This is a genomic window from Sphingomonas sp. AC449 (assembly GCF_979253475.1).
This window is the reverse complement of sequence record NZ_CEEDCZ010000011.1, coordinates 1-24,724: the sequence shown is the minus strand read 5'-3', so window position 1 is coordinate 24,724 and position 24,724 is coordinate 1. Positions and strand designations below refer to the sequence as shown.

Below are 24,724 nucleotides of genomic sequence, written 5' to 3'. Positions count from 1 at the left end.
CGTTCAGGCCGCGCCGAGCGGGATATTGCTCCGCTTGCACACATAGGTCGCAAGCTCCTCGCGCAGAGGCAGCCCCTCGATCGGCCGCAGCGGGCCGTCATACGCGATCGTCGTCTCGACCAGCGAACGTCGCGCGGCGACGCCGAGCACATGGAACAAGCGGTGCTCGCAATCGACTTCGGTGCGGGCATAGGCGACGCGCCCGGCATGTTCCTGCCGGATGATCGCGATCACGGTGCCGCCGATCGCCCGCCGTTCGCGCAACAGGAAATACCGCGACGCGGTGTCGGACGGGGTGGGGATCAGATCGCCCTTCACCGTGAACGAGGCCGGTGCCGGCGCCGCGATGTTCGATTCGCCCAGATTGCGCAGCGACACCATTGCGTCGCCCGAATCATTCGTCGCGCCCGTATCGTTCGCAGTGCCCATTTCGTTCGAGGCCGAGCCCGAACAGGCGGACACGCCCAGTCCGCCGGCAACCGCCAGCGCTAACCACGTCTTATTCATCAATACACTCCCGGGTATGAACGACTTAGCAACGCCCGCGACCCGGCGATCGATCCGGCCCCCGGGCGCGATCTTCGACCAACTGCGCTGAAATTACGCCGTTCGACGTCGGGCGAGGGAACTTTTTGTCGCCGGGCGCGCGCGCTTCGGCTCGGCCGGGGTTGCCCCCGGCCCCCGTGCTATTTTGCTGCCGCCTTTGGCCCGGCCGCGGCAGCGGGCACCACTGCCATCGTCCAGTCGCGGTCCGGCCGCAGATACTTCGCCGCGATCGCCTGCAACTCCGCAGGCGTCGTCGCGACCAGATCCTCGGCAATCCGCTTGGTCGCGTCGATCCGTCGCGGATCGTAGGTGGCGCCACCGAGCTGCTGCAACCAGAACTGGTTCCCGGTCGAGGCACGCAGGATGTACTGCCCCATCGGCCGCTTGATCCGCTGCAGTTCGTCCTCGGCGATCGGCGTCGAGACAAGCTCGGCAGCGATCTTGCGCGCGGTCTCGAAGAAGAACGCGACCTTTTCAGGCGCGACCTGGCCGATCGCGACGAGCCGCCCGCCGCTGTCCATCCCGACCGGCCACTGGCTCTGGACGTTCGGACTGTAGCTGGCGCCCGCCGCCTGCCGCAGCCGCTCGAACAGCCTGTCGGCGAACACCTGCGCCAGCACGTCGAGCCGGCGGCTGTCGGTTATCGCCGCGATGCCCCCGCCGGTCGGCCAGGCGATGACCGCCGCCGCCTGGTTCTCGGGGCCGGTATGCGTCCGCATCACCGGCGTCGCCACGTGCGCGGGGAAGCCGACCGGTGCGCCGGTGCTGGTCGACGCCTTGCGCGCCGCCATCGCGCCGAAGCTGTTGGCAACCGCCGCCACCGCCTCTTCGGTCTTCACGTCGCCGAACACCGAGACCTCGATCGGCCCGGTCGCGAGCACCGGCTCCCAGAACTTGCGGAAGTCCTTCGCGTTGAGCGTCTCGACCGCCTTGCGCGACGGCGTGCCCCAGCGCGGATCGCCATCGCGGAGCAACCCTTCGAGATCGCGCGACAGGACGCCGTCGGGGGACGAATCATACCCCGCGAACGCCGCCAGGGCCGCCGCGCGTGCGCGCGCCACCGGCGCCGCGTCCCATGCCGGGAAGGCGAGCTTGGCCGCCATCAGCTTCAGCTGGTCCGCATAATCGGCCGGCGACGTCAGCGCGCCGAGCGTGAAGGCATCGTCGTCGATCCCGAAATCGAGCCCGATCCGCCGTCCCGCCGTCAGCTGGTCCAGATCGCCTTGGTCGAGCTTGCCGACGCCGCTCGCGACCAGCGCGAGATCGCCCGCCCATGCGGGGCTTGGACGGTTGGACGGGATCGCCTGATACCCGCGTCCGAACCGGACCCGCACATAGACGCGGCCGGTCTCGCCCGTGTTGGGAAACAGCAGCAACCGCGTGCCGTTCGCGAAATTCACCTGCTCCATGTCGAACGCGGCGATCTTGGCGCGCGACGCGATCGCGCCGGGCTTGCCGAGCGACGGCAGCGCGGCGAACGTCACCGCATTCTGCTGGCGGCGCGTGCCAGCGAGCCCGCTGACATCCGCCTTCAGCGCCGCTTCGAGCTTGGCGGCTGCGGTCGAATCGGGCGTGATCGTGTTGACCAGCGCGCGCGTCGCGGTTCCCTCGAAGATGCGCTTCGACGCCGCTAGCAACGTGGCAGGCGTGAACATGCCCTTGGCCTTGGCATCCTGGAGGATCTTGTACGAGGTCTCAGGCCCGGCGACCGTCTCGCGGATGTCGAGCGCGCCGACCATGTCGTCGGCCTGCCGCGCCCCCGCCTCGACGCGGGCGGTTTCGACCTGCGTGCGCATGATGGTGTCGAAATCGGCATATTCGCGATCGACCTCGGCCTGGCTCGGCGCGTTGGTCTGCGCGTCGAAGATGACCGCGCGGACGTCCTTCAGAGCGGCTTCCCAGTTCGTACCGATCGGCACGATGTTGACGCTGGTCAGGTTCGCGGAGCGCGACACGTCGTCGATCGACACGCCCGCCTGGAGATAGCTGCCGCCCGCACGCGCGCGCGTCTCGAGCCGGCGGCTGATCAGGCGGGTGGCGAGCACGTCGACCAGCCGCGTCTGGTTCATGATCGCGGTGTCGTCCTTGTAGACCCAGGGGCGTACCACGCCGAGCGTGACGATCGCGGGCAGCGACGATTCGGCGATCGTCGTCGCGGCGGGCGCGCTCGGGTCGGGCTTGCCGAAGCTCGGCGCCGGGGTGAACGGACCCGCGCCCTTCCAGTCGGCGAAATTCTTGACGACCAGCCGCCCGAACAGCGTCGGGTCCATGTCGCCCGAGATGATCACGACGGTGTTCTCGGGCCGGTACCAGCGGTCGTGAAATGCCTTGATGCTCGCGCCGGTTGCGGCCTCGAGCGTCTTGATGCTGCCGATCGGCGAGCGATCCGCCAGCGGCTGGCCTGCAAAGAAGGTCGAGCGCACCGCATCGCCGATCCGCACTTGCGGCCCCGGCTGCTCGCGCTGCTCGGCGAGCACGACGGGACGTTCGGCCGTGACCGTCGCATCGGTCAGGACGGGCTTTTCCATCATTCCCGACAGGATCTTGAGGCTTTCGTCGAGCCCCGCCTCGGTCGCCGAGGGCAAGTCGAGCTTGTACGTCGTCGAGGTCGGCGTCGTCTGCGCGTTGGTGTCCGAACCGAAGGTCGCGCCGAACCGCTGCCAGACGCGCTTCGCTTCCCCGTCGGGGACATATTCGGATCCGCGGAACGATAGATGCTCGATGAAATGCGCGTATCCACGCTCGTCATCGGTCTCGTTGAGCGATCCCGCGTCGATCCGCACGCGCACCGAGACCTGGCCCGGGGGAACGCCGTTCTTGCGCACCGCGAAACGCACGCCGTTGGGCAGCGTGCCGAACTTCCATTCGGGATCGCGCGTGAGGTCGCTGCCCTTGTACAGCCAGGCCGTCGTATCGACGCCGGTCAGTCCGGGCAGCGTCGGCGCCTCGCCGGGCATCGCGACCTGGACGGGACGCTGCGGCTGCGGGGCCGCCGCCTGGCTGGAGACAGGCGCTGTTTTCGCGGGCACCCGACGTTTGGCGGGGGAGTCCGATTGTCCGCTGACGGGGATCGCAAGACCGGCCACGAGGGACAGGAGAAGAGCAGCGCCGAGCGCACGCGGTAAAGACACCATGACGCCCTGTAGCGCCCCCCGCCGCGCTCCGCCAGCGCTGCGGCGCCGTGGCGGGCGCGGACGTGATATCCGGGCAAACCCATAGAAACGCCATCATTTCGTCTCATAGTTGCAATATCGGCCGACCATTCGAAGGCCGGGAGCCGACGATGTTGACGGCGAATGCCAAATGGAGCGCGAATGCTTGTGGAAGGCCATGCAGGACACCTGCCTGTACAATCGCGAAAATTTGGCCGCGGGCCGTCGCGGGGCGATCACCTGGTACCCGATCTGAACGTCATATCCGGCGCGCCCGTCCCCGGGGCGAAGATGCAGGCCGAACCCGGCCGCCCGCTGATCATCCGCGTCGGCAAGCATCTGCGCGGCGTCTTCGACACGCTCATCGCCTCCTCGTCGCTGGTCTCGAACGAGCCCGTCCTCGACGTTCGCGACTTCGCCTGGACGCAGCATCTGCGCGAGCATTGGCAGGACATTCGCGACGAAGCGGTATCGGTCGCGCTGCGCGGCGAGGCCTCGCCCAGCCTGGCCACGATCTCGCCCGATCACCGCGCGATCGCCGAGGTCGACAAATGGCGGTCCTTCTTCCTGTGGGGCTATGGCTATCCGATCGACGACAATCTCGATCGCTGCCCGAAGACCCGCGATCTGGTCGCGACGATTCCCGGGCTCAACAGCGCGTTCTTCTCGATCCTGGCACCCGGCACGCATATCCCCGAGCATCGCGGCGTGACCAAGGGGCTGATCACCTGCCACCTCGGCCTGATCGTGCCGCGCGACGGCGATGTCCGGATGCGCGTCCACAACCGCACGGTTCGCTGGTCGGAGGGCGAGACGCTGGTGTTCGATGACACCTATAACCACGAGGTCTGGAACGACACGTGCGGGACGCGCGTCGTGTTGCTGATCCAGTTCGAGCGCCCGTTGCGCAATCCGGGCAAGTGGATCGCCGACCTGTTCCTCAACGTCGTCCGTCGTTCGGCGTTCGTCCAGGACGCGGTTCGCAACATCGGCGACTGGAACGCCGCGGTGAAACAGCTCGACGTCTGATCGCGCTGTGCCGCGCGAAAGAAACCGTTTCCCGTTCGCCGCTTGATCCCCCGCCCCGCCCGGGCCACATGCCCTGTATGTTGATCGAAACGGAATCCACCCCGAACCCCGCGACGCTGAAGTTCCTGCCGGGACGCACCGTCATGGAATCCGGCACCCGCGACTTCGCCACGCCCGAGGAGGCCGAAGCGAGTTCGCTCGCCGATGCGATCTTTGGCCTCGGCGACGTGACGGGCGTGTTCTTCGGTCGCGACTTCGTCTCGGTCACCGCCGCGCCCGGCACCGCCTGGTCAGACCTGAAGCCCGACGTGCTGGCGATCATGCTCGATCATTTCTCCGCGGCGATGCCGTTGTTCCGCCCCGCCAGCGCCGGGTTCCCGGTCGCCGCCGACGAAACCGTGTTGAGCGACGATCCTGCGGATGCCGACATCGTCGCGCAGATCCGCGAGCTGATCGACACGCGCGTACGCCCCGCAGTGGCCAATGACGGCGGCGACATCGTCTATCGCGGGTTCGACAAGGGCAAGGTGTTCCTCCAGCTCCAGGGCGCCTGCGCAGGCTGCCCGTCGTCGAGCGCGACGTTGAAGAACGGGATCGAGCAACTGCTCAAATATTATGTCCCCGAGGTTACCGAGGTGAGAGCCGTCTGATGTCCGCCAAACTCGACGACGGCGTCCTCGATGTGGTCTTCCGCCAGGCGCGCAGCTACAACGGCTATACCGACACGCCCGTCTCGCAGGCGGACCTCGTCGCGATCTGGGACCTCATGAAATGGGGCCCGACATCTGCCAATCAGATGCCCGCCCGGTTGATCTGGTGCGTCAGCGACGAGTCGAAGCGCAAGCTCGCCGACGCCTGCAGCGCGCAGAACCAGCCCAACATCCTGAACGCACCGGTATCGGTGATCATCGGCATGGATACCGAATTTCACGAGCATCTGCCCGAACTGTTCCCGCACGTCGATGCGAAGTCCTGGTTCGACGGCAATGCCGAACTTCGCGCAGCATCGGCGTTCCGCAACTCGACCCTGCAGGGCGCGTATTTCATTATCGCGGCACGGATGCTCGGGCTCGACACCGGACCGATGTCGGGGTTCGACGCGGGCAAGGTGGACGCGGCGTTCTTCTCCGACACGCCTGCGGTGCGCACGAACTTCATCTCGACGCTCGGCCATGGCGACCCCGCCTCGATCCATGATCGCTCGCCACGCCCCGATTTTGCAAAGTTCAACACGGTCGCGTGACGACGGCCCGTTCCGCGGAATGGGTTATGGTGGGAATCGGGACGTCTTCAGGGTGAGGTCCCTTGCCGGGACGACAGGAACAACGACGTGCGCACGCTGATCATCGAGACATCCACCACCGCATGTTCGGTCGCGCTGATCGAGGAGGGCGCGGTCGTTGCGCGCCTCGACGACGTCGTCGGTCGCGGGCATGCAGAACGGCTGATCCCGATGGTCGCCGCGCTGCCGGGTGGCGGTCGCGCCGCGCGGGTGCTGGTCGACTGTGGTCCGGGCAGCTTCACCGGCATCCGGGTCGGGATCGCCGCCGCGCGCGGGCTGGCGCTTGGCTGGGGCGCCGAGATCGCGGGCTTCTCCGCGTTGCCGCTCATCGCGGCGATGGGTTTTTCCGACCGGTTAACCGATGATATTGCAGTGATTCTCGAAGGCGGTCACGGTGAGGTCTTCATGCAGGCCTTCAATGCCGATCTGACGCCGTGCTCCCCGATGGAGTCGCTGAAGCCTGGCAATGCGCTTGCTGCGCTGGCGGGACGGCGCGCGGTGGGCAACGGCGTGCGCTGGCTCGCCGATCTTGGCGTTGATCTCGATCTTACCGACATGCTCCCCGATGCCGCCGCTGCCGCGTTGCTGCCGGCGACGCTGACCAGCCTTGCGCCGCGGCCGATCTATGGTCGTGCGCCCGACGCCAAGCCGTCCGTGCCGCGGTGATGCTCGGCCGATCCGTCGGCGCGCGCAGGCCCGCGGGCCAGATCGTCACACTGCGTGCGGGCGACACGCGCGACCTCGCGCTCGTCGACCTGATCATGCGCGGCGCGTTCGACCCGCGCTACGGCGAGGCCTGGACGCGCAGCCAGTGTCTCGGCGTTCTCGCACTGACGGGCGTCCACCTCACGATCGCGCTCGTCGACGACCAGCCCGCCGGCTTCACGATGACCCGGATGATTGCGGACGAAGCCGAACTGCTGCTGATCGCGGTCGCACCCGACTTCCATCGACGCGGCGTGGGGACCGCGCTGCTCCGCGGCGTGATCGCGGCATGCCAAAGCGCGGCGATCACCCGCCTTCACCTCGAGGTCCGGGCGGGAAACGCCGCGGTCGACCTGTATCAGGCGCATGCCTTTGCAAAGGTCGGCGAGCGTCGCGCCTATTACCGCGGAAGCACGGGTCAGGCGTTCGACGCCCATACATTCTCGCGCGAGATCGCCTGATAGTACTTATTGCGAGTCAGTATCCCTTTTCGCAACAGCGCGAAGGCCCTAAAGGGGTCGCAACGAGGGAATGACAATGCCACGCAAGATCGATCTGGAAGCACTCTGCAACGAGAAGGGCTTGCGTATCACCGAACAGCGCCGGGTGATCGCGCGCGTCCTGTCCGAGGCGGACGATCATCCCGATGTCGAGAAGGTGTATGAGCGCGCATCCGCGATCGACCCCGGTATCTCGATCGCCACCGTCTACCGCACCGTTCGCCTGTTCGAAGAGGCCGGGATCCTCGACCGTCATGACTTCGGCGACGGCCGTGCACGCTACGAACCCGCACCCGAGGCGCATCACGATCACCTGATCGACGTCGAGAGCGGCAAGGTCATCGAGTTCGTCGATCCCGAGCTGGAGCAACTGCAGAAGGCGATCGCCGAAAAGCTCGGCTTCCGCCTCGTCGACCACCGGATGGAACTCTACGGCGTCGCGCTGACCCGCAAGGACTGATCCGATCGACGGCCTGCGTCTCTCCGCACGGCTCGCAGCGCTTCTGCTCGCGCTGGTCACCGCGCTGCCGCTGCACGGTGCCTGGCGGCTGGTCGGCGCCAAATCACCCTGGCCGCGGCGGTTTCTAGGGCTGGTGGCGCGGATCGTCGGGGCAAGGCCGCGGATCGTCGGTACGCCTCGGCGTCACAACGTCGTCTTCGTCTCGAACCATCTGAGCTGGATCGACATCCTGCTGCTGGCCGGCGCCACCGGCAGCGCCTTCGTCGCAAAGGCCGAGCTGCGCGGCGTCCCGCTCGTCGGCTGGCTGTGCACGCTCAACGCGACGATCTTCGTGTCGCGCGCCGACCGCATGGCGGTCACCGCGCAGATCGCGCAGGTCCGGGTGACGCTTTCCCAGGACTGGCCCGTCACGTTGTTCCCGGAGGGGACGACGGGTGACGGCCTCGTGCTGCTCCCGTTCAAGGCCGCGCTGATGGCGGCGCTCGACCCCGCGCCACCGGGTATCGTCGTGCAGCCGGTGCGTATCGACTATGGCGCGGCGACGGGCGAACTGGCCTGGGTCGGCGAGGAAACCGGCCAGCATCACGCGCTGCGCGTGCTGCGCCGCAAGGGCAGCTTCGCCCCGACGCTGCACTTTGCCGAACCCTTCGACCCGGCGGATATCGGCGACCGCAAGGCGATCACCGCCGAGGCACGGCGTCGCATCCTCGCGCTGTAAACGACAACGCCGCCAGTCTTATTTCTCAAATCCCATCGATCCGAGCGTGCCATTGGCGGTGAGGACGATCAGGTCGGCCCGGGACAGGCTGTAGCCGTATTAGCTAATACGGCGCCCGCAGATCAGTCCTCCTCGTCGAGCGGGACCACCGGCGGATGGAGCCGCAGCCGGTTGACGCGACGCTCGTCGGCTTCGGTGATCTCCAGCTTCCAGCCGCTCGCATGATCGACGCATTCGCCGCGTTGCGGAACATGGCCCGCGAGCAGCGCGGCCAGTCCGCCAAGCGTGTCGATATCGCCATCGGCCTCGGCAAGGCGTGCGTCGATCAACTGCGCGACGTCCTCGAGCTCGGCACGCGCGTCCGCATCCCATGCCCCACCGTCGATCGGTACCAGCAGTGCCTCGGGGGCGTCGTCATGCTCGTCCTCGATGTCGCCGACGATCTCCTCGATCAGATCCTCGATCGTCACGAGTCCCTCGGTCCCGAAATACTCGTCGAGCACGACCGCGAGGTGCACGCGCTTCTGACGCATGTCGGCCAGCAGATCGAGCGCGCCGCGCGACATCGGCACATAGAGCGGTTCGCGGATGAGATCGGCGATCGCGGCGGGATGCTCGGCACCCGTGGCGAGAATGTTGAACACGTCCTTGATGTGGACCATGCCGATGATCGTATCGAGCTTCTCGCGGTACACCGGCAGCCGGCTGTGCCCAGCCTCGGCGAACAGCTGGACGAGATCGGCGAAGCTGGTGCCCTCCTCGACCGCGACGATGTCCGCGCGCGGCACGCCCACGTCGCCCGCGTCACGCTCGCCGAAATGGAGCAGGTTGCGGACCATCTGCCGCTCGAGCGGAGTCAGGTCGCCGACCGCGTCGGGGGTCGGATCGCCCTCATGCTGGTTGATCGCATGTTCGAGCTGGTCGCGCAGCGTCTCCTCGGGTGCTCCGAAGATCAGGCCCTTCAGCCCGCGCCATATGCCGCTCTCGGTACTACTGTCGCCGTTTCCGGTATTGGGGCCATCGGCCATCGTGGTCGTCAGTCCTCTGTGATGAGATAGGGATCATGGAGTCCGAGTGCTGCGAGCGCGTCGCGTTCGATCTGCTCCATGCCCTCCGCCTCGTCGTCGTCGATATGGTCATAGCCTAGCAGATGCAGCGCGCCATGCACCATCAGATGCATCGCATGATCCTCGACCGAAATGCCGCGCTCCCCGGCCTCGGCAACGCAGACGCCGTGTGCGAGGATGATGTCGCCGAGCAGGACCTCGCCGTCGTCCGAATTCTGCGCGATCGTCTCGAGCAGGTCGGGCTGGACCATCGGGAAGGACAGGACGTTGGTCGGCTTGTCCTTCTGGCGATATTGCTTGTTGAGCGTGTGCACCTCGTCGTCGGAGGCGAGACGGACCGAGATCTCGACGGTCGCGGGGCTGGTCAGCAACTCGCCATGCGGTGTCCGTTCGATCGCGGCACGCACCGCGCGCAGCGCGAGCGCGTCCCAGTCCTGGTCGGGCCAGGGTGCATCCGACGATAGCGCGATTTCAAGCATGCAGGTCCTTCAGACAAAACCGGTGTCCGCGAAATCAATAGCCGCGCACAGAAGTTCCGCATCATGTTTTCGTGCCGCCCGGGTTTTCACGCGCGCGGTGTCAGTGACCCGTCCGGGGTGCGCGGCGGAATGGCCGCCGCGCACCGGTGCTCAGCCGTCGGTTCCCTCATAGGCCTCGACGATCCGACCGACGATCGGATGGCGGACCACGTCGCCCGACGTGAAGCGGCACATCGAAATGCTCTCGACCCCGTCGAGCCGCGCGACCGCATCCGCCAGCCCCGACGCCGCAACGCCGCCGGGCAGGTCGACCTGCTTCGGATCGCCACAGATCACCATCCGGCTGTTCTCGCCGAAGCGGGTCAGGAACATCTTCATCTGCGCAGGCGTCGTGTTCTGCGCCTCGTCGAGGATGATGAACGCGTCGGCCAGCGTCCGGCCGCGCATGAACGCGATCGGCGCAACCTCGATCTCGCCGCTCGCAAGACGGCGCTCGACCTGTTCGGCGGGCAGGCAATCGTACAGTGCGTCGTAGAGCGGGCGCAGATACGGATCGACCTTCTCCTTCATGTCGCCGGGCAGGAAGCCGAGGCGCTCGCCCGCCTCGACCGCGGGCCGCGACAGGATCAGCCGCTGGACGCTGCCGGTGATCAGCTGCTGCACCGCCTGCGCGACCGCGACATAGGTCTTGCCGGTACCTGCCGGCCCGAGGGCGAAGATCATGTCGTTGCTGGTCAGCTCGCGCATGTAATGCGCCTGGGCGGGCGTGCGCGGGACGATCGTCTTCTTGCGCGTGCGGATCATGATCGGCGGCGCGGCACCGCCGCCCGCATCGGCACGGATGATCCCGGCGAGCACCGGCTCGTCGGCCATCGCGATCGACGCGTCGACGAGGCCGGTATCGATGTCCTCGCCGCGCTGGATCCGGGCATAGAGATCGTGGAGCACGTCACGCGCACGCGCGACCTGTTCGGCGGTCCCCTCAAGCCCGATCTTGTTGCCGCGCGCGGTGATGTACACGCCGAGGCGGTTTTCGAGCGCTACCAGATTCTGGTCGTACTGGCCGAACAGCCGGACGAGCAATTGGGGCTTGTCGAACAGCAGCTCGACTCGGGCGCGGTCACCGGACTGGGCGGGAACGGGTTTACGGCTCATGCGGTCCTTTCGGGGGCAGGCGTGTCGGAACGGTAATGGGGCAGATTCGGGCCGACACGCATCACGCCTGGGATGGCGTTCGACCAGAGATGAGCATGGGAGGCCGCGCGTTCAAGCGGCGCCGGGGCGCCCGGCCGGAGATGATTCGAGTCGCGTGGGCGAAGCTGCATCGAGAGCGAGTGTGGCAGGCGATTCGGGTGGTGGACAGCGAAATCGCGGGAGGCATGCTGGAACCCGCCAGGGTGTTGCCGCCGCGCCTCATGGGGAGGGGCTGCCGATCCTCCCCCGCCAGGGGGAGGTGGCGCCGAAGGCGTCGGAGGGGGAGGAAAGGGAAAGCCGGCGTTGCGTGTCCTCCCCCTCCGTCAGGCTGCGCCTGCCACCTCCCCCTGGCGGGGGAGGATTGGTAGGAGGCGTCAGGCGGCCTCGGCGATCCGTTCCACGCCGGTCAGCGAGTTGGGGCCGGCGGCGGCGAGCGTGACGTCGACGAGGTCGCCGATCGCATGGTCGCCGATCAGGTGGACCGATTGCAGCCAGGGCGACTTGCCGATCAGTTGCCCCGGCAGCTTGCCGTTGCGTTCGAGCAGCACCGAACAGGTCCGGCCCACGCTCGCCGCGTTGAACGCGTGCTGGTCGCGATTGAGCGCCGCCTGGAGCCGCTGGAGGCGGTCGTCCATCACGTCCTCGGGCACCTGCTCGACGATCGCGGCGGCGGGGGTGCCGGGGCGCGGGCTGTATTTGAAGCTGTACGCCTGCGCATAGCCGACCGCGTCGACCAGGCTGAGCGTATCGGCGAACTCGGCGTCGGTCTCGCCGGGAAAGCCGACGATGAAGTCGCCCGACAGCGCGATGTCGGGACGGACCGCGCGGACGCGGTCGAGCAGGCGGAGATAGGAATCGCGACTGTGCGACCGGTTCATCGCCTTCAGCACGCGGTCGCTGCCGCTCTGGACGGGCAAATGGAGGAACGGCATCAGGCTCTCGACGTCGCGGTGCGCGTCGATCAGGCCCTGCGTCATGTCGTTGGGGTGGCTCGTCGTATAGCGGATCCGGGCAAGCCCCGGGATGCGGTCGAGGTCGCGGATCAGGTCGTGGAGCCCGCGCGCGTCTTCGGACCACGCGTTGACGTTCTGCCCGAGCAAGGTGATCTCGCGCGCGCCCGCGTCGACCAGCGCCTTCGCCTCGTCGACGATCGCCGCGAACGGCCGGCTGATCTCGGCGCCGCGGGTGTAGGGGACGACGCAATAGGTGCAGAACTTGTCGCACCCTTCCTGCACCGTCAGGAACGCCGAGGGCGCGACCTTGCGCCGCGACGGCAGCGCGCCGAATTTCGACAGCAACGGCATGTCGGTGTCGAGCGACGGCGCCCCTGCCGCGGCCCGCGCGACGAGCTCGGGCAGGTTGTGATAGGCCTGCGGGCCGACGACGACGTCGACCTTGGCCCGCGTGAAGATCTCCTCCCCCTCGGCCTGCGCGACGCAGCCCGCGACCGCGATCATCGGCGTCTTGCCCGATTTTTGGCGCTGGTCCTTTCGCAGCCGGCCGATATCCGAATAGACCTTTTCGGTGGCGCGCTCGCGGATGTGGCAGGTGTTGAGCACGACGATGTCGGCATCGACCGCATCGGCCTGAGTCATCCCCTGCGCGGCCATCAGTTCGGCCATGCGCTCGCCGTCATAGACGTTCATCTGGCAGCCGAACGACTTGACGTGATAGGTCTTGGGCGGTGTCTTCGGGGGCGTTTGGGTGGGAAGCGACATGGCGCGCCTATAGCGCCGTCGGCGCGCAAGCTGAACCCGTTTCACGCCGATCGCCCGCGCGGCGCAAATGCGCGCCGATACACCATGCGCCGACGCCGCCATTGCCCCCGCCCGCGCCCCGGACTAACTCTCGAGGATGCGCAAACATATCCTCATCGTCCTGGGCCTGATCGTCCTCGTCGGCATCGCCGGATTTGCCTATCTGGCCTGGCCCGATACCGCGAAGCTCGACGTCAATCAGGTCGCGGGCAAGACCCCCGACATCACCGCCCCGCGGATCCAGATGCTCCCCACGATCGGCGTGGCGAAGGCGGTCGGCTGGCCAAAGGGTGCGATGCCGACGCCGGCCGCGGGCCTTGGCGTGCAGCCGTTCGCGACAGGTCTCGACCATCCGCGCTGGATGTACCGCCTCCCCAATGGCGACGTGCTCGTCGCCGAGACCAATTCGCCGCCGCGCGAAGGGCCGGGGATCGTCACGCGCGTGATGAACTTCCTCATGGGGCGCGCCGGTGCGGGCGTTCCTTCCGCCAACCGCATCACGCTGCTGCGTGACGCGGACGGCGACGGCACCGCGGAGATGCGCTCGACCTTCATGACGGGGCTGAACTCGCCGTTCGGCATGACGCTGATGAACGGCCAGCTCTATATCGGCAACACCGACGCGCTCGTCCGGGTGCCCTATGCCGATGGCGCGACGAAGATCACCGCCAAGCCCGAACGCGTGATCAAGCTCAACGGCGGCGGCAACCACTGGGCGCGCAACGTGATTGCCGCCGCGGACGGCAAGACGCTGTATGTCGGCGTCGGCTCGTCGTCGAACATCGCCGAAAACGGCATGGACGCGGAGAAATACCGCGCGAATATCCTGCAGGTCTGGCCCGCCGACAAGAACTGGCGGATCTACGCCGCCGGCCTGCGCAATCCCAACGGCATGGCGATCAACCCGCGCTCGGGCCAGCTGTGGACCGTGGTCAACGAACGCGACATGCTCGGCTCGGACCTCGCCCCCGATTACCTGACCCAGGTCGAGTTCGGCGACCATTTCGGCTGGCCCTGGTATTATTGGGGCGGCTATCCCGACAGCCGCGTCGAGCCAAAGAACCCCGCGCTGCAGCAATATGCCAAGCGTCCCGATTATGCGCTCGGACCGCATGTCGCCGCGCTCGGCCTGACGTTTGCGAACGACGCCAAGCTCGGCGCCCGCTTCACCAACGGCGCGTTCGTCGGCGAGCACGGCTCGTGGAACCGCAAGCCGCTCTCGGGGTACAAGGTCGTGTATATCCCGTTCGGCGACACCGGCTTCCCGGCGGCGAAGGCCAAGCCGGTCGACATCCTCGGCGGGTTCCTCAACGCGGACGGCGAGGCGCAGGGTCGCCCGGTCGGCGTCATCACCGACAAGACCGGCGCGTTGCTTGTCGCGGACGACGTCGGCAACGCGATCTGGCGCGTCAGCGCGAAGTAAGTGCCTCCTCCCCCGTCATCCTGACGAACGTCAGGATGACGGGCGGGGCGGCATCAAGCCGCGCAAACGCTCAGCGCAGCAGCTTCGGCCCTTCCTTGCGGATCATGTCCTGCACCTTGCCCGCGAACAGGCCGAGCAGCCCGGGCAGGTCGACGATCGCATGGACGGTGTCCTCGAACACCGTGACCTTGCTGCCGATGACCTGCCCCATCGCGCTGACGGTGAAATGCAGCGTATCGCCCTCCCAGCGCCGATCGGTCACCGATCCGCCGGGGATCTTCGACCCGATCGTGTCGATGCCGCTGTCGAGCCGCGAGCGCACCCCCGCCTTGCCGAGCTTGTGGGGGATATCGACCGAAATGGGATTGGACATTCTGTGATCCTCAGGTTGCGAACAGCATCGCATCATGTGCGAACGCCTTGAACTCGAGCGCGTTGCCACTCGGATCCATAAAGAACATCGTCGCCTGTTCGCCGGGCTCGCCCTTGAAGCGGATATGCGGCGCGATCCCGAACACCACGCCTGCGGCATTGACGCGTTCGGACAACAGGCTCCAGTCGTCCATCGTCAGCACGACGCCGAAATGCGGCACGGGGACGTGATGGCCGTCGACTTCGTTCTCGATCGCGACGGGCCTGGCCGAGGCATCGAGATGCGCGACGATCTGGTGACCGAACAGGTCGAAATCGATCCAGCTTTCGCTGCTCCGCCCCTCGGGACAGCCGAGCGTCTCGCTGTAGAATTTACGCGCTGCGTCAAGGTCATGGACAGGAAAGGCGAGATGAAAAGGGCGCAAGGTCATGGCTCAAGGATAGGTCGGCCGGTCGCATGAGTCACCCCGGACATTTGCATGTCGGGCCAGATGAGCGATCGCGAGCACGCGCGGCGCCATGCGGCGGTACCCAATAGAGCCCGGTGTTGGGCGAAAACGGCAGCGATGCCGCGGCTTGCTAAGTCGTTGCCGACCCTGCCGCATCACGTCATATCGCACGCGTGATCCGTTTTCCCGCCTCCGCATCGCTCATCCTCGGCGCCATCGCCGCGACCGGCTTTGCCCCGCTCGACCTGTGGCCATTGATGCTCGTCGCGATCGCGGCGTGGCTTTGGCTTGTCCATGCGGCGCCGAGCCTGCGCAGCGCGCTGTGGCGCGGCTGGGTGTTCGGCGTCGGCCACTTTACGGTCAACAACAACTGGTTCCAGCACGCGTTCGACTTCCAGGACGCGATGCCGCCGGTGCTCGGCTATTTCGCCGCGGTGGGTCTGGCGCTGTATCTCGCGGTGTTCCCGATGGCCGCCGCGGCGATCGCCTGGCGGTTCGGGCGCGGCGATGGCCGCCGCGGCCCCGACGCGGCGTTCGTGCTCGTCTTCGCCGCGGCCTGGATCGCGTCCGAATGGCTGCGCAGCGTCCTGTTCACCGGCTATGCCTGGGATCCGCTCGGCGTCGCATGGCTGCCGCTGATCGGCGTCGCCCGGCTGTCGGCATGGATCGGCACCTATGCGCTGTCGGGCGTGACGATCGTCGCGGCGGGTGCGCTGCTGATGCTGGCGCAGCGGCGCTGGACGATGCCGCTTGTCGTCGTCCCCGCGCTCGCGCTCGCGGCACTGTCCGCGCTCTGGACCGATGCCCCGTCCGCACCGGCCGACGCACCGCGAGTCCGCGTCGTCCAGCCCGATATCGGGCAGGAGGATCGCAGCGAATCGGACGGCGAACGCGTGCTGTCCGCGCTCGAACGGCTGTCGGGCACGCCCGGCCGCACCCCCCGGCTGATCGTCTGGCCCGAGGGCGTCGTGCGCGACTATCTCGAGGATGGCTACCCGTTCTACGCCTATGACTGGTCGAGCCCGCTTTACCTCCGCCGCCGCATCGCGCGCCTGCTTGGCCCCGACGACATCCTGCTGACCGGCGGTACCGCCTTGTCGTTCGACCGCGACGACAAGATCACGGGCGCGACCAACTCGGTATTCGCGATCGACGCGCAGGCGCGACTGCGCGGCCGCTACGACAAGGCGCACCTCGTCCCCTATGGCGAATATCTGCCGATCCCGTGGCTGCTGAAGCCGCTCGGCCTCGCCCGCCTCGTTCCCGGCGATATCGACTTCACCTCGGGCAAGGGCCCCGCCAGTCTCACGCTGCCAGGGTTCGGCGCGGTCGGCATGCAGATCTGCTACGAGATCATCTTCTCGGGGCAGACCGTCGACCGCGCGCACCGCCCGAAGCTGTTGTTCAATCCATCGAACGACGCTTGGTTCGGAAGCTGGGGGCCGCCACAGCACCTTGCCCAGGCAAGGATGCGCGCGATCGAGGAGGGGCTGCCGATCGTCCGCGCGACCCCGACTGGCATATCCGCCGTGATCGGCGCCGACGGGCGGCTGGTCGGCACCGTCGCGCATGAAAAGGCGGGCGCGGTCGACGTCCCCATCCCCCCCGCGCTCGTCGTCACGCCGTTCGCGCGCCTCGGCAATCTAGCGGCTGCACTGGTGGCCGCGGCGATGATCGCGATGGCCGTTGCCCTGCGCCGCCGCGATCGTTAGAAGCGTCATATAAAGCTTTCCTTATATGACGCTTGCCGACCCTTTCGCGGCAGGCCTTTTGCGAAGAGGTTCCATGCGCAAGTCCTTTCTCTTCACCTCCGAGTCGGTCTCCGAAGGCCATCCCGACAAGGTCGCCGACCAGATCAGCGACACCATCGTCGACCTGTTCCTCGCCAAGGATCCGCAGGCGCGGATCGCCTGCGAGACGCTGACGACGACGCAGCTCGTCGTGCTTGCCGGTGAGATCCGCGGCAAGGGCATCTTCGAGAACGACCAGTGGGCCGATGGCGTGCTGGACGAGATCGAGGCGGCCGTCCGCAACACCGTCAAGGAAATCGGCTACGCGCAGTCGGGCTTCCACTGGGAGACGTTCCGCTTCGAGAACAACCTCCACGCCCAGTCCGCGCACATCGCGATGGGCGTCGACGAGAGCGGCAACAAGGATGAGGGCGCCGGCGACCAGGGCATCATGTTCGGGTACGCCACCGACGAGACCCCCGGCCTGATGCCTGCGACGCTGTATTACAGCCACAAGATCCTCGCCAGGATGGCCGAAGACCGTCATTCGGGCGCCGCGCCGTTCCTCGAGCCCGACGCCAAGAGCCAGGTGACGCTGTCGTACGAGAACGAAGTGCCGGTCGGTGCGACCGCGCTCGTCGTCTCGACCCAGCACGCGCCGGGCTATTGCGAGAAGGGCGACAACGCCGATCCCGCCAAGTACGCGGTGCTGCGTGACTATGTCATGGGCGTGTTCAAGGACGTGCTGCCCGACGGCTTCATCACCGACGCGACCGCGATCTACATCAATCCGACCGGCCAGTTCGAGATCGGTGGCCCTGACGGCGACGCCGGCGTCACCGGGCGGAAAATCATCGTCGACACGTACGGCGGCGCAGCCCCGCATGGCGGCGGCGCGTTCTCGGGCAAGGATCCGACGAAGGTCGATCGTTCGGCCGCCTATGTCGCGCGCTATCTGGCGAAGAACGTCGTCGCCGCCGGGCTCGCGCGTCGCTGCACGATCCAGCTGAGCTACGCGATCGGCATCGCCGAGCCGCTGTCGGTCTATGTCGACACGCATGGCACGGGCACCGTGGAAGAGGCCAAGCTCGAGGCGGTTTTGCCGAAGCTCGTGCGCCTGACGCCGAAGGGCATCCGCGAGCACCTCAAGCTCAACGCACCGATCTACAAGAAGACCGCCGCCTACGGCCATTTCGGGCGCGATCCCGAGGGCGACAGCTTCACCTGGGAAAAGACCGATCTGGTCGAGAAGCTGAAGGCCGCCACCGCGTAACACGGCGCGTATCGGCTCATGAAAAAGCCTCCCCCGGACGGTCCGGGGGAGGCTTTTTCGTATCTGGAGCAGCAAGTGCGTGAACGGGCCGATCAGTCCGGCCCCGCCCTGCCCGTATCCCGCTCGACGACCAGCGGCGCACCCGCGGGCTGACGATGTCGCTGGTCGGTCAGGATCTGCCATGCCGTCAGGAACAGCGCCGCGACGAGCGGTCCGACGACGATCCCGCTGAGACCGACGAGCTCGATCCCGCCCAGCGTCGTCACCAGCACGATATAGTCGGGAATCCCCGTGTCGCGGCCGACCAGGATCGGACGCAGGATGTTGTCCGCCAGTCCGATCACCACCACGCCCGACACGATCACCGCAAGGCCCTGCCAGATCGCGGTGGTCGCGAGCAGATACACCGCGACCGGCACCCAGACGATCGCCGGCCCGAGCGCGGGCAGCAGCGACGTTAGCGCCATCAACAGCCCCCACAGCAATGCGGCCGGCAAACCGACGATCCAGAACGTCAGCGCGCCGAGGCCGCCCTGCACGAGCGCGACGATCACGGTGCCCTTGATCGTCGCGCGGACGACCGACACGAACTTTTCCACCAGCGCACCGGTCACCGAACGCTCGAGCGGCAGTGCGTCGCACACCTTGGGGCCGATCGTCTCGCCGTCGCGGAGCAGGAAGAACATCACGTACAACGCGATACCGAACGCCAGCAGGAACGCCGCCGCATTGCGACCGATCGAGAGCGCCTGGCTGGCGATCGTCCGCACGCTGTTGCCCATCGTCTCCGACAGCCGTGCCTGGATGCGTTCGATCGAATCGAACCCGGCCTTGTCGAGCAGCGTCTGCAGGCGCGTCGGCAACGCGTCGTGCACCTGATTGAAATAGGCGGCGAAGTTGATGTCGCCGCTCTGGATGCGCGTGTAGACCGTCCCGGCCTGATCGACGATCATGCCGCCGATGATCATGCTGGGAACCACCACCGCGAACAGGATGATCAGCAGCGTGAGAGCCGCGGCGAGGTTGCGCCTGCCGGGCATCCGCGTCAGCAGCCACTGGTACAAGGGCTGAAAGAGTATCGCCGCCAGCGCCGCCCACAGCAGCGCCAGCGCAAAGGTCGACACCACGACCGCAAGCGCGATCGTGATCACCATCAAGAATATTAGAAAGCCGCCCGTTTCGAGCCGACGCCGATCGATCATCGTGTATCCCCCATGAATCCCCGCCGCATGACTCCCCCGGGCGTCAAGGCGGTACGGCGCCGGTGCTCCGGTCGACACCCGATCCCCCAGCACCTGCCGACGGGGATCGGGTGGATAGATCAACGGAGCTTTGCGCTGCCGTTGACGAGTGCTGCCTTCTGCGTGTCCGACATCGCGGCGGCATTCACGTCCGCATCGTCGATCGCTTCGCCCTGCTTCTCGCCCTGGTCACGCACGGCCTCGGCGCGATCCTCGAGATTGTCGGCAGCCGCTTCAAGCGCGTCCGCGCGATTCTCGGCGGCACCCTCGACCTGGCTGCCGAGCTTGTCGTCGCCCTTGCCGCCACAAGCGGCGAGCGGGACCGTGAGCATGCCCAGGATCAGTGCGGTAGCAATTGTCTTCATTGGAAAAATCCCTTTCTAAGGCCGACGTAACCGTCACGCAGGTGTAACGGTTCCATCGGCGATGAATGACGCCTTTCGTGGCGACGATGCCGTGCCATCCACGCGCATATCAGTCTTGCGTATCAGGCCCGCCCGGCCGCGACGATGTGCGCGTCGTCGACCGGCGGAAATACCCGGTCGAACACCGCACTCACCATCGCCTCGGCGATCCAGCCGACCGCTGCACCGACGACGAGATCCGACAAATAATGCTTGCCGTTGACGGGTTGCGCGGCGGCGACCGCGATCGTCGCGAGCGCGGAAGGCGCTGCCACGCCGTCGATATCGCGCGACGCCGCGCGCGAGACCGCGACCGCGCCGGCGGTATGCCCCGACGGGAACGAGGTTTCCTCATGATCCTCGCTGTCGCCGGGTTCGAAGCGCGCGCGCCCCTTCTCGATCGCAGGCGCAGGGCGCGTGCGATCGACCGAGTGCTTGATCGCCGATTTCGCCATCGTCGCTGCAAAATGCGCGGCCAGCATGCGTGCGCCACCCCGCGTCAGGTCGGGCCGCCGCGCGATCAGGCCGATCACCAACGTCCCGATGGACGTCGCGATCAATTGCGGCTGGTCCGCGACCTCGGCGAGGAACCCCGTCGCCTTGACCAGCGGCGCGTCGCGTTTCTCGGCGAGCTTGTACGTCGTCTTCCGGTCGGCTTCGACGAGTGCCGCCGCCGTATCGTTCTTCGCCGTCATCGTCGCGTCTCCCGTCGCCGTCCGCCCGATACCGCAGGCGGCGGCACCGTTGCGACCCGGTCTGCCTGCCCATCCGGGCGATCCGGACCCACCGGATTTGGCCATTACGCCATTGTAACGGGTCGCTCGACGCTTTGCTCCGTGGCAATCGACCGCTAGAGCGCGCGGCGATGACCGACCCCTCCATTATCCGCCGCCTCTATGGCCGTCGCCAGGGCCATAAGCTCCGCCAGGGCCAGTCCGCGCTTGTCGAGGACATGCTGCCACGCCTGTCGGTGCCCGAAGACGGGCCGATCGACTCGATGCGGCTGTTCGGCGACGACCGCCCGCTGCACGTCGAGATCGGCTTCGGCGCAGGCGAACATCTGGCGGGACAGGCCGCGGCGAACCCCGATATCGGCTTCATCGGCTGCGAGCCGTTCCTCAACGGCGTCGTCGGCGCGCTCGGCCATATCCGCGATGGCGCGCTGGACAATGTCCGGCTCTATATGGGCGACGCGCTCGAAGTGATCGAACGACTACCCGATCAGAGTCTCGACCGGCTGTACCTGCTGCATCCCGATCCGTGGCGCAAGGCGCGCCACGCCAAGCGCCGGATGGTCAATCACGGCCCGCTCGACACGATTGCCGCCAAGCTCAAGCCGGGTGCCGAATTCCGGCTGGGCACCGACGATCCGACCTATTGCCGCTGGTCGATGATGATCATGGACCAGCGCCGCGACTTCACCTGGCAGGCGCGGACCCCCGCCGACTTTCTGACGCGCCCCGACGACTGGCCCGAAACGCGCTACGAACGCAAGGCACGGCGGCAGGGCCACGAGGTCTGGTACTTTCGCTATATCCGCGACTAGCGCCCGCCGCTGCGCCGCCACCAGCCGGCCAGCGCGCGACCGGCGAGCGCGGGCAGCCCGGGCCTGAGCAACAGCCAGTCACGGATCGGTGCACCCTGTGTCGCGCCGATCACCTGCTTGTACCCGCTGTCGCCGGCGCCCCAGTCGACGCGCGTCGCGCCCCGCGCCATCGCCGCGACGAGGTTGCGCCAGTAGAGCAGCTTGCCCGGCGAATGCTTGGCAAAGCGCGGATCATAGCTGTTGGCGATCGCGTAGATCAGCGCGCCCGTGTCGATGTCGAACGAGAAGGCGGCGGGCGCGCCGTCGACGTCGAGCACCGCGGCCCGGAACATGTCGCCGAGCACCGGGTCGACCACCGCTGCGGTCCAGAAGGCGAGATGGCCCTCCGCGACGAACTTCATGTCGCGACGATCGGTGTCGTGCGCGACCCAGCTGGTCGCCTCGACCGCGCCAAGGTCGGCGAAACCCTGCGGCCAGTCGGCACCATCGAGGAACCGCCAGTCGAGCGCGCCATGCCCGGCCAGATGCTTTTCGTGAAAGCGGTTCTTGCGCAGCGTCGAATTGCGCGGCCAGGGCTGGCCGTCGACGACCGGCGCGAGATCGAGCACCCAGCTGTCACCGACATGCCGGTCGATCGCGGTCCAGCCCGCTCCGCGCGCGCGCGCGATCAACGCGGTCGCCGCCGGATCGCCGTCCTCGACCGGGCCTATCCGCAAGCCGTTGATATGCGTGGCGAGCGTGGTGAGGGCAGCCGCCTGCGCCGCCTCGCTCGCGCCGATCGCCATGCCGAAGCTGCGAAACGGCCAGTAACAGCCCGGCACCGTCGCGAGCCGCAGCATCGCTGGCCCGAGCGGCACGAACGGCAATGCCAGCACGGGCACGTCGTCTTCCTCGACGACGAGCGTGCGCGCCTGCCCGCCATAGGCGGCGAGCGCCGCGGCATACCAGCCATAGCGCAGGAAGCGGTGGCTCTCCGCGGCGCGTTCGGCGACCGTGTCGATCGCCGCGCTCAGCCCCTCGACCAGCCCCACACGGACGTCGGGTGGCAACTGCACGAAGTCGGACAGGAGCATGGGCTTGGACATCGATCGCTGCATAGCATCGATGCGTTACCAAGCCGTGCCCCTTCTTCGCTGCGAACACCGCCGCGATGGAGGAGCGCGCGATGGCGATGGCGCGCACGGCGCTTCCCTAGGGCGCGGTTATTCCGCATGGTGGCCGCGATGATACCGCTTCCCGCCCTTTCGACGATCGCGCAGACGATCCAGCTGTCGCTTGCCCCCGTCTTCATGCTCGCGGGCATCGGCCAGTTGCTCAACGTGCTGGCCGGCCGGCTGTCGCGCGTGATCGACCGCGCCCGGCAGCTCGAAAAGCTCCACCCGAGCAGCGCGGGACGCGAACGCGTCCGCCATATCTGGGAATTGCGGCTGCTCGACCGGCGGATGACGATCATCAACGCCGCGCTCTTTCTCGCGGTCTCCAGCGCGATCATGACGTGTATCGTGATCGCGCTGCTGTTCATCGCCGAGCTCGCCAAGCTGCATTTCGGCACCTATGTCGCGGTCTCCTTCATCCTCGCGATGGTCCTGCTGATTGCCGCCTTTGCCAGCTTCATGATCGAGGTGCGGATCTCGCTGGTCGCCTTCAGGATCCGTCCCGAACTGCTCGACACCGCCGAACTGATCGACAAGCTGTCATGATGCGCGAACGGCGCCTGTTGCAGGCCGTGGTCGCGGTCGCGTGCCTGTTGCCGCTTCTCGTCGGTGGTCAGGGCATCGTCCACGGCCCCGCCCCGTTCGGGCACCTCGCCGATGTCCCGCGCGATCTCGACAGCCACTTCCGGTATATCTCGGGCATCTTCTTTGCGACGGGGATCGGGTTCGCGAGCTGCATCCCGCGGATCGAGACGAAGGGGCCGCGGTTCAGACTGCTCGGCGGCCTGATCGTGATCGGCGGGCTGGCGCGGCTCGTCTCGCTGATCGACGTCGGCGTCCCCTCGCCCGGCCACGTCCTCGGGCTCGGCATGGAAACCGTTGTCGTGCCGCTGCTGATGCTCTGGCAGTGGCGGCTGTCGCGCCGCCCCCTTCCAAACGCGGCCGCGACGATCTAGACCGCCCGACCATACCCGGTCCTCGAAAGGTCTTAGCATGCGTGAAGCCGCCATTGTCTCGACTGCCCGTACCGCCATCGGCAAAGCCTATCGCGGCGCGTTCAACGCGACTGAGGCCCCGGTGCTGGCGGGGCATGTGATGAACGCCGCGGTCGAGCGTGCCGGGATCGATCCGGCGCGCATCGACGAGGTGTTCTGGGGGGTCGGCAACCAATGGGGGACGCAAGGGGGCAATGCCGGGCGGATGGCGATTTTCGCGGGTGGGCTCCCCGAATCGGTGCCGGCGTTCACGCTCGACCGGAAATGCGGGTCGGGGCTGACCGCGGTCGCGCTCGCGGCGCGCACGATCATCTGCGACGAGGCCGACGTCGCGCTCGCCGGCGGGATGGAGTCGATCAGCTATACCGTGACCAAGGACGCCCCGCGCTTCGTCAACCAGAGCGTCACCGAGAAGCAGCCCGCCGCGTATATCCCGATGATCGAGACCGCGGAGATCGTCGCGGCGAAATACGGGATCAGCCGCGAGGCGCAGGACGCCTATGCCGCGATGAGCCAGCAACGCGCCGCGGCCGGCGTTGCGAACGGCGCCTTCGCCGAGGAGATCGCGCCGATCACCGTCGAAAAGGCGCTGTTCGACAAGCAGGGCAACCGGACAGGCAGCGAGACCGTCACGCTCGCGCAGGACGAGGGCATTCGCGCGGGTACCACGCGCGAAGCGCTTGGCGGCCTCAAGACGGTCTGGCCCGGCGGCGAATTCTCCGGACCCGGGACCAGCGTCACCGCGGGCAATGCCAGCCAGCTGTCGGACGGCGCGTCCGCGCAGCTGCTGATGGACCGCCGGACCGCCGAGGCGGAGGGCAAGGACATTCTCGGTATCTATCGCGGCTTCCAGGCTGCGGGCTGCGACCCCGCGGAGATGGGCATCGGCCCGATCTTCGCGATCCCGAAATTGCTCGACCGCGCCGGGCTGTCTGTGGCGGACATCGGCCTGTGGGAACTGAACGAGGCGTTCGCGTCGCAATGCCTGTACTGCCGCGACCATCTCGGCATCGATCCCGAGCGCTACAACGTCAATGGCGGCGCGATCGCGGTCGGCCACCCCTTCGGCATGACCGGCTCGCGCCTCGTCGGCCACGCGCTGATCGAGGGGCGCAAGCGCGGCGTCCGCTATGTCGTGGTCTCGATGTGCACCGCGGGCGGCATGGGCGCCGCCGGCCTGTTCGAGATCGTCTGACGCGGCTGGGGACGGGCTGACCCGCCCCCTCCCGCCCGTCGCCCCGCACCAGC

Annotated in this window: 26 protein-coding genes; 14 read left to right on the top strand and 12 right to left on the bottom strand. The window is 67.4% G+C overall.

Annotated features, from left to right (window positions below; genetic code table 11):
* Positions 1–3: 3 nt before the first annotated feature.
* On the bottom strand, positions 4–507 hold the full coding sequence (locus AC0CH3_RS15370) for a hypothetical protein (protein ID WP_156350371.1): 504 nt from the start codon (positions 505–507) through the stop codon (positions 4–6).
* A 179-nt stretch (positions 508–686) separates the two neighbouring features.
* Complete coding sequence (locus AC0CH3_RS15365; protein ID WP_457325896.1) at positions 687–3,680, bottom strand: M16 family metallopeptidase; 2,994 nt, start codon at positions 3,678–3,680, stop codon at positions 687–689.
* 309 nt (positions 3,681–3,989) lie between these two features.
* Between AC0CH3_RS15365 and AC0CH3_RS15360 the strand changes: the two genes are divergently transcribed.
* From AC0CH3_RS15360 to AC0CH3_RS15330, 7 genes are all read left to right on the top strand, one after another.
* A complete protein-coding gene (locus AC0CH3_RS15360; protein ID WP_056020481.1) occupies positions 3,990–4,727 on the top strand; it encodes an aspartyl/asparaginyl beta-hydroxylase domain-containing protein in 738 nt (245 codons plus the stop codon).
* A 77-nt stretch (positions 4,728–4,804) separates the two neighbouring features.
* Entirely contained in the window at positions 4,805–5,377 is a 573-nt protein-coding gene (locus tag AC0CH3_RS15355; protein ID WP_354303110.1) for a NifU family protein, read from the top strand.
* Positions 5,377–5,970, top strand: a complete 594-nt coding sequence (locus tag AC0CH3_RS15350) for a malonic semialdehyde reductase (RefSeq protein ID WP_354303112.1) — start codon at positions 5,377–5,379, stop codon at positions 5,968–5,970. The genes AC0CH3_RS15355 and AC0CH3_RS15350 overlap by 1 nt, the downstream gene beginning before the upstream one ends.
* An 87-nt stretch (positions 5,971–6,057) precedes the next feature.
* Complete coding sequence (gene tsaB / locus AC0CH3_RS15345; RefSeq protein WP_354303114.1) at positions 6,058–6,675, top strand: tRNA (adenosine(37)-N6)-threonylcarbamoyltransferase complex dimerization subunit type 1 TsaB; 618 nt, start codon at positions 6,058–6,060, stop codon at positions 6,673–6,675.
* A complete protein-coding gene (locus AC0CH3_RS15340; RefSeq protein ID WP_354303116.1) occupies positions 6,675–7,175 on the top strand; it encodes a GNAT family N-acetyltransferase in 501 nt (166 codons plus the stop codon). The genes tsaB and AC0CH3_RS15340 overlap by 1 nt, the downstream gene beginning before the upstream one ends.
* Before the next feature lie 76 nt (positions 7,176–7,251).
* Positions 7,252–7,674 (top strand): Fur family transcriptional regulator, encoded by a 423-nt coding sequence (locus tag AC0CH3_RS15335; protein WP_031394622.1) that lies wholly within the window; start codon positions 7,252–7,254, stop codon positions 7,672–7,674.
* A 133-nt stretch (positions 7,675–7,807) separates the two neighbouring features.
* Positions 7,808–8,392 carry a lysophospholipid acyltransferase family protein gene (locus AC0CH3_RS15330; RefSeq protein ID WP_354303118.1) on the top strand — a complete coding sequence of 195 codons (585 nt, stop codon included), beginning with the start codon at positions 7,808–7,810 and terminating at the stop codon, positions 8,390–8,392.
* A 122-nt stretch (positions 8,393–8,514) separates the two neighbouring features.
* Here AC0CH3_RS15330 and AC0CH3_RS15325 read toward each other — a convergent pair whose 3' ends face one another.
* From AC0CH3_RS15325 to miaB, 4 genes are all read right to left on the bottom strand, one after another.
* On the bottom strand, positions 8,515–9,420 hold the full coding sequence (locus tag AC0CH3_RS15325; protein WP_056020467.1) for a hemolysin family protein: 906 nt from the start codon (positions 9,418–9,420) through the stop codon (positions 8,515–8,517).
* A gap of 8 nt (positions 9,421–9,428) precedes the next feature.
* Entirely contained in the window at positions 9,429–9,938 is a 510-nt protein-coding gene (gene ybeY, locus AC0CH3_RS15320; protein ID WP_056020464.1) for an rRNA maturation RNase YbeY, read from the bottom strand.
* Between the two features lie 150 nt (positions 9,939–10,088).
* Complete coding sequence (locus AC0CH3_RS15315) at positions 10,089–11,093, bottom strand: PhoH family protein (protein ID WP_056020461.1); 1,005 nt, start codon at positions 11,091–11,093, stop codon at positions 10,089–10,091.
* A 413-nt stretch (positions 11,094–11,506) separates the two neighbouring features.
* Positions 11,507–12,850 carry a tRNA (N6-isopentenyl adenosine(37)-C2)-methylthiotransferase MiaB gene (miaB, locus tag AC0CH3_RS15310; RefSeq protein WP_354303121.1) on the bottom strand — a complete coding sequence of 448 codons (1,344 nt, stop codon included), beginning with the start codon at positions 12,848–12,850 and terminating at the stop codon, positions 11,507–11,509.
* Positions 12,851–12,986: 136 nt separating this feature from the next.
* Here miaB and AC0CH3_RS15305 point away from each other — a divergent pair, with 136 nt between their 5' ends.
* Complete coding sequence (locus tag AC0CH3_RS15305) at positions 12,987–14,312, top strand: PQQ-dependent sugar dehydrogenase (RefSeq protein ID WP_354303123.1); 1,326 nt, start codon at positions 12,987–12,989, stop codon at positions 14,310–14,312.
* A gap of 70 nt (positions 14,313–14,382) precedes the next feature.
* On the opposite strand, the gene AC0CH3_RS15300 is transcribed toward AC0CH3_RS15305, so the two are convergent.
* Positions 14,383–14,685: a polyhydroxyalkanoic acid system family protein gene (locus AC0CH3_RS15300; RefSeq protein WP_031438938.1), complete on the bottom strand. Its 303-nt coding sequence runs from the start codon at positions 14,683–14,685 to the stop codon at positions 14,383–14,385.
* A gap of 10 nt (positions 14,686–14,695) precedes the next feature.
* Entirely contained in the window at positions 14,696–15,115 is a 420-nt protein-coding gene (locus AC0CH3_RS15295) for a VOC family protein (RefSeq protein WP_056020456.1), read from the bottom strand.
* A 191-nt stretch (positions 15,116–15,306) separates the two neighbouring features.
* Between AC0CH3_RS15295 and lnt the strand changes: the two genes are divergently transcribed.
* Entirely contained in the window at positions 15,307–16,845 is a 1,539-nt protein-coding gene (gene lnt / locus AC0CH3_RS15290) for an apolipoprotein N-acyltransferase (protein WP_354303125.1), read from the top strand.
* Positions 16,846–16,918: 73 nt separating this feature from the next.
* The gene (metK, locus tag AC0CH3_RS15285) at positions 16,919–18,136 is read left to right on the top strand and encodes a methionine adenosyltransferase (RefSeq protein WP_333996099.1); all 1,218 of its coding nucleotides are present in this window, start codon (positions 16,919–16,921) and stop codon (positions 18,134–18,136) included.
* 92 nt (positions 18,137–18,228) lie between these two features.
* Here the strand turns inward: metK and AC0CH3_RS15280 are convergent, their stop codons facing one another.
* The 3 genes from AC0CH3_RS15280 to AC0CH3_RS15270 all read right to left on the bottom strand — a co-directional run bounded on the left by AC0CH3_RS15280 (position 18,229) and on the right by AC0CH3_RS15270 (position 20,476).
* On the bottom strand, positions 18,229–19,338 hold the full coding sequence (locus AC0CH3_RS15280) for an AI-2E family transporter (RefSeq protein WP_333996098.1): 1,110 nt from the start codon (positions 19,336–19,338) through the stop codon (positions 18,229–18,231).
* A 119-nt stretch (positions 19,339–19,457) separates the two neighbouring features.
* A complete protein-coding gene (locus tag AC0CH3_RS15275; RefSeq protein ID WP_056020445.1) occupies positions 19,458–19,742 on the bottom strand; it encodes a hypothetical protein in 285 nt (94 codons plus the stop codon).
* 122 nt (positions 19,743–19,864) lie between these two features.
* A complete protein-coding gene (locus AC0CH3_RS15270) occupies positions 19,865–20,476 on the bottom strand; it encodes a phosphatase PAP2 family protein (protein WP_056020443.1) in 612 nt (203 codons plus the stop codon).
* A 170-nt stretch (positions 20,477–20,646) separates the two neighbouring features.
* On the opposite strand from AC0CH3_RS15270, the gene trmB reads away from it, so the two are divergent.
* Positions 20,647–21,327, top strand: a complete 681-nt coding sequence (gene trmB / locus AC0CH3_RS15265; protein WP_354303128.1) for a tRNA (guanine(46)-N(7))-methyltransferase TrmB — start codon at positions 20,647–20,649, stop codon at positions 21,325–21,327.
* Here trmB and AC0CH3_RS15260 read toward each other — a convergent pair.
* Complete coding sequence (locus tag AC0CH3_RS15260; RefSeq protein WP_354303130.1) at positions 21,324–22,412, bottom strand: GNAT family N-acetyltransferase; 1,089 nt, start codon at positions 22,410–22,412, stop codon at positions 21,324–21,326. The two genes, trmB and AC0CH3_RS15260, sit on opposite strands and share 4 nt — an antisense overlap.
* A gap of 138 nt (positions 22,413–22,550) precedes the next feature.
* On the opposite strand from AC0CH3_RS15260, the gene AC0CH3_RS15255 reads away from it, so the two are divergent.
* From AC0CH3_RS15255 to AC0CH3_RS15245, 3 genes are read left to right on the top strand one after another with little or no spacing between them, the layout of a single operon-like run.
* Positions 22,551–23,027, top strand: coding sequence for a DUF2721 domain-containing protein (locus AC0CH3_RS15255; RefSeq protein WP_056022111.1), 477 nt, complete (start codon positions 22,551–22,553; stop codon positions 23,025–23,027).
* The gene (locus AC0CH3_RS15250) at positions 23,027–23,437 is read left to right on the top strand and encodes a DUF4345 domain-containing protein (RefSeq protein WP_465238038.1); all 411 of its coding nucleotides are present in this window, start codon (positions 23,027–23,029) and stop codon (positions 23,435–23,437) included. Before AC0CH3_RS15255 ends, AC0CH3_RS15250 begins: the two co-directional genes overlap by 1 nt.
* A gap of 37 nt (positions 23,438–23,474) precedes the next feature.
* Entirely contained in the window at positions 23,475–24,671 is a 1,197-nt protein-coding gene (locus AC0CH3_RS15245) for a thiolase family protein (protein WP_465238037.1), read from the top strand.
* Positions 24,672–24,724 lie beyond the last annotated feature (53 nt).

Bases quoted from the DNA above. Each gene is read 5' to 3' on its own strand.
- AC0CH3_RS15260 (WP_354303130.1), bottom strand. From the start codon at position 22,412: ATGTCCAAGCCCATGCTCCTGTCCGACTTCGTGCAGTTGCCACCCGAC.
- AC0CH3_RS15350 (WP_354303112.1), top strand. From the start codon at position 5,377: ATGTCCGCCAAACTCGACGACGGCGTCCTCGATGTGGTCTTCCGCCAG.
- AC0CH3_RS15340 (WP_354303116.1), top strand. From the start codon at position 6,675: ATGCTCGGCCGATCCGTCGGCGCGCGCAGGCCCGCGGGCCAGATCGTC.
- AC0CH3_RS15280 (WP_333996098.1), bottom strand. From the start codon at position 19,338: ATGATCGATCGGCGTCGGCTCGAAACGGGCGGCTTTCTAATATTCTTG.
- AC0CH3_RS15245 (WP_465238037.1), top strand. From the start codon at position 23,475: ATGCGTGAAGCCGCCATTGTCTCGACTGCCCGTACCGCCATCGGCAAA.
- AC0CH3_RS15355 (WP_354303110.1), top strand. From the start codon at position 4,805: ATGTTGATCGAAACGGAATCCACCCCGAACCCCGCGACGCTGAAGTTC.
- AC0CH3_RS15270 (WP_056020443.1), bottom strand. From the start codon at position 20,476: ATGACGGCGAAGAACGATACGGCGGCGGCACTCGTCGAAGCCGACCGG.
- AC0CH3_RS15325 (WP_056020467.1), bottom strand. From the start codon at position 9,420: ATGGCCGATGGCCCCAATACCGGAAACGGCGACAGTAGTACCGAGAGC.
- AC0CH3_RS15370 (WP_156350371.1), bottom strand. From the start codon at position 507: ATGAATAAGACGTGGTTAGCGCTGGCGGTTGCCGGCGGACTGGGCGTG.
- AC0CH3_RS15300 (WP_031438938.1), bottom strand. From the start codon at position 14,685: ATGTCCAATCCCATTTCGGTCGATATCCCCCACAAGCTCGGCAAGGCG.
- AC0CH3_RS15255 (WP_056022111.1), top strand. From the start codon at position 22,551: ATGATACCGCTTCCCGCCCTTTCGACGATCGCGCAGACGATCCAGCTG.
- AC0CH3_RS15305 (WP_354303123.1), top strand. From the start codon at position 12,987: ATGCGCAAACATATCCTCATCGTCCTGGGCCTGATCGTCCTCGTCGGC.
- AC0CH3_RS15275 (WP_056020445.1), bottom strand. From the start codon at position 19,742: ATGAAGACAATTGCTACCGCACTGATCCTGGGCATGCTCACGGTCCCG.
- AC0CH3_RS15335 (WP_031394622.1), top strand. From the start codon at position 7,252: ATGCCACGCAAGATCGATCTGGAAGCACTCTGCAACGAGAAGGGCTTG.
- miaB (WP_354303121.1), bottom strand. From the start codon at position 12,850: ATGTCGCTTCCCACCCAAACGCCCCCGAAGACACCGCCCAAGACCTAT.
- AC0CH3_RS15360 (WP_056020481.1), top strand. From the start codon at position 3,990: ATGCAGGCCGAACCCGGCCGCCCGCTGATCATCCGCGTCGGCAAGCAT.
- AC0CH3_RS15250 (WP_465238038.1), top strand. From the start codon at position 23,027: ATGCGCGAACGGCGCCTGTTGCAGGCCGTGGTCGCGGTCGCGTGCCTG.
- AC0CH3_RS15315 (WP_056020461.1), bottom strand. From the start codon at position 11,093: ATGAGCCGTAAACCCGTTCCCGCCCAGTCCGGTGACCGCGCCCGAGTC.
- trmB (WP_354303128.1), top strand. From the start codon at position 20,647: ATGACCGACCCCTCCATTATCCGCCGCCTCTATGGCCGTCGCCAGGGC.
- AC0CH3_RS15365 (WP_457325896.1), bottom strand. From the start codon at position 3,680: ATGGTGTCTTTACCGCGTGCGCTCGGCGCTGCTCTTCTCCTGTCCCTC.
- ybeY (WP_056020464.1), bottom strand. From the start codon at position 9,938: ATGCTTGAAATCGCGCTATCGTCGGATGCACCCTGGCCCGACCAGGAC.
- AC0CH3_RS15295 (WP_056020456.1), bottom strand. From the start codon at position 15,115: ATGACCTTGCGCCCTTTTCATCTCGCCTTTCCTGTCCATGACCTTGAC.
- metK (WP_333996099.1), top strand. From the start codon at position 16,919: ATGCGCAAGTCCTTTCTCTTCACCTCCGAGTCGGTCTCCGAAGGCCAT.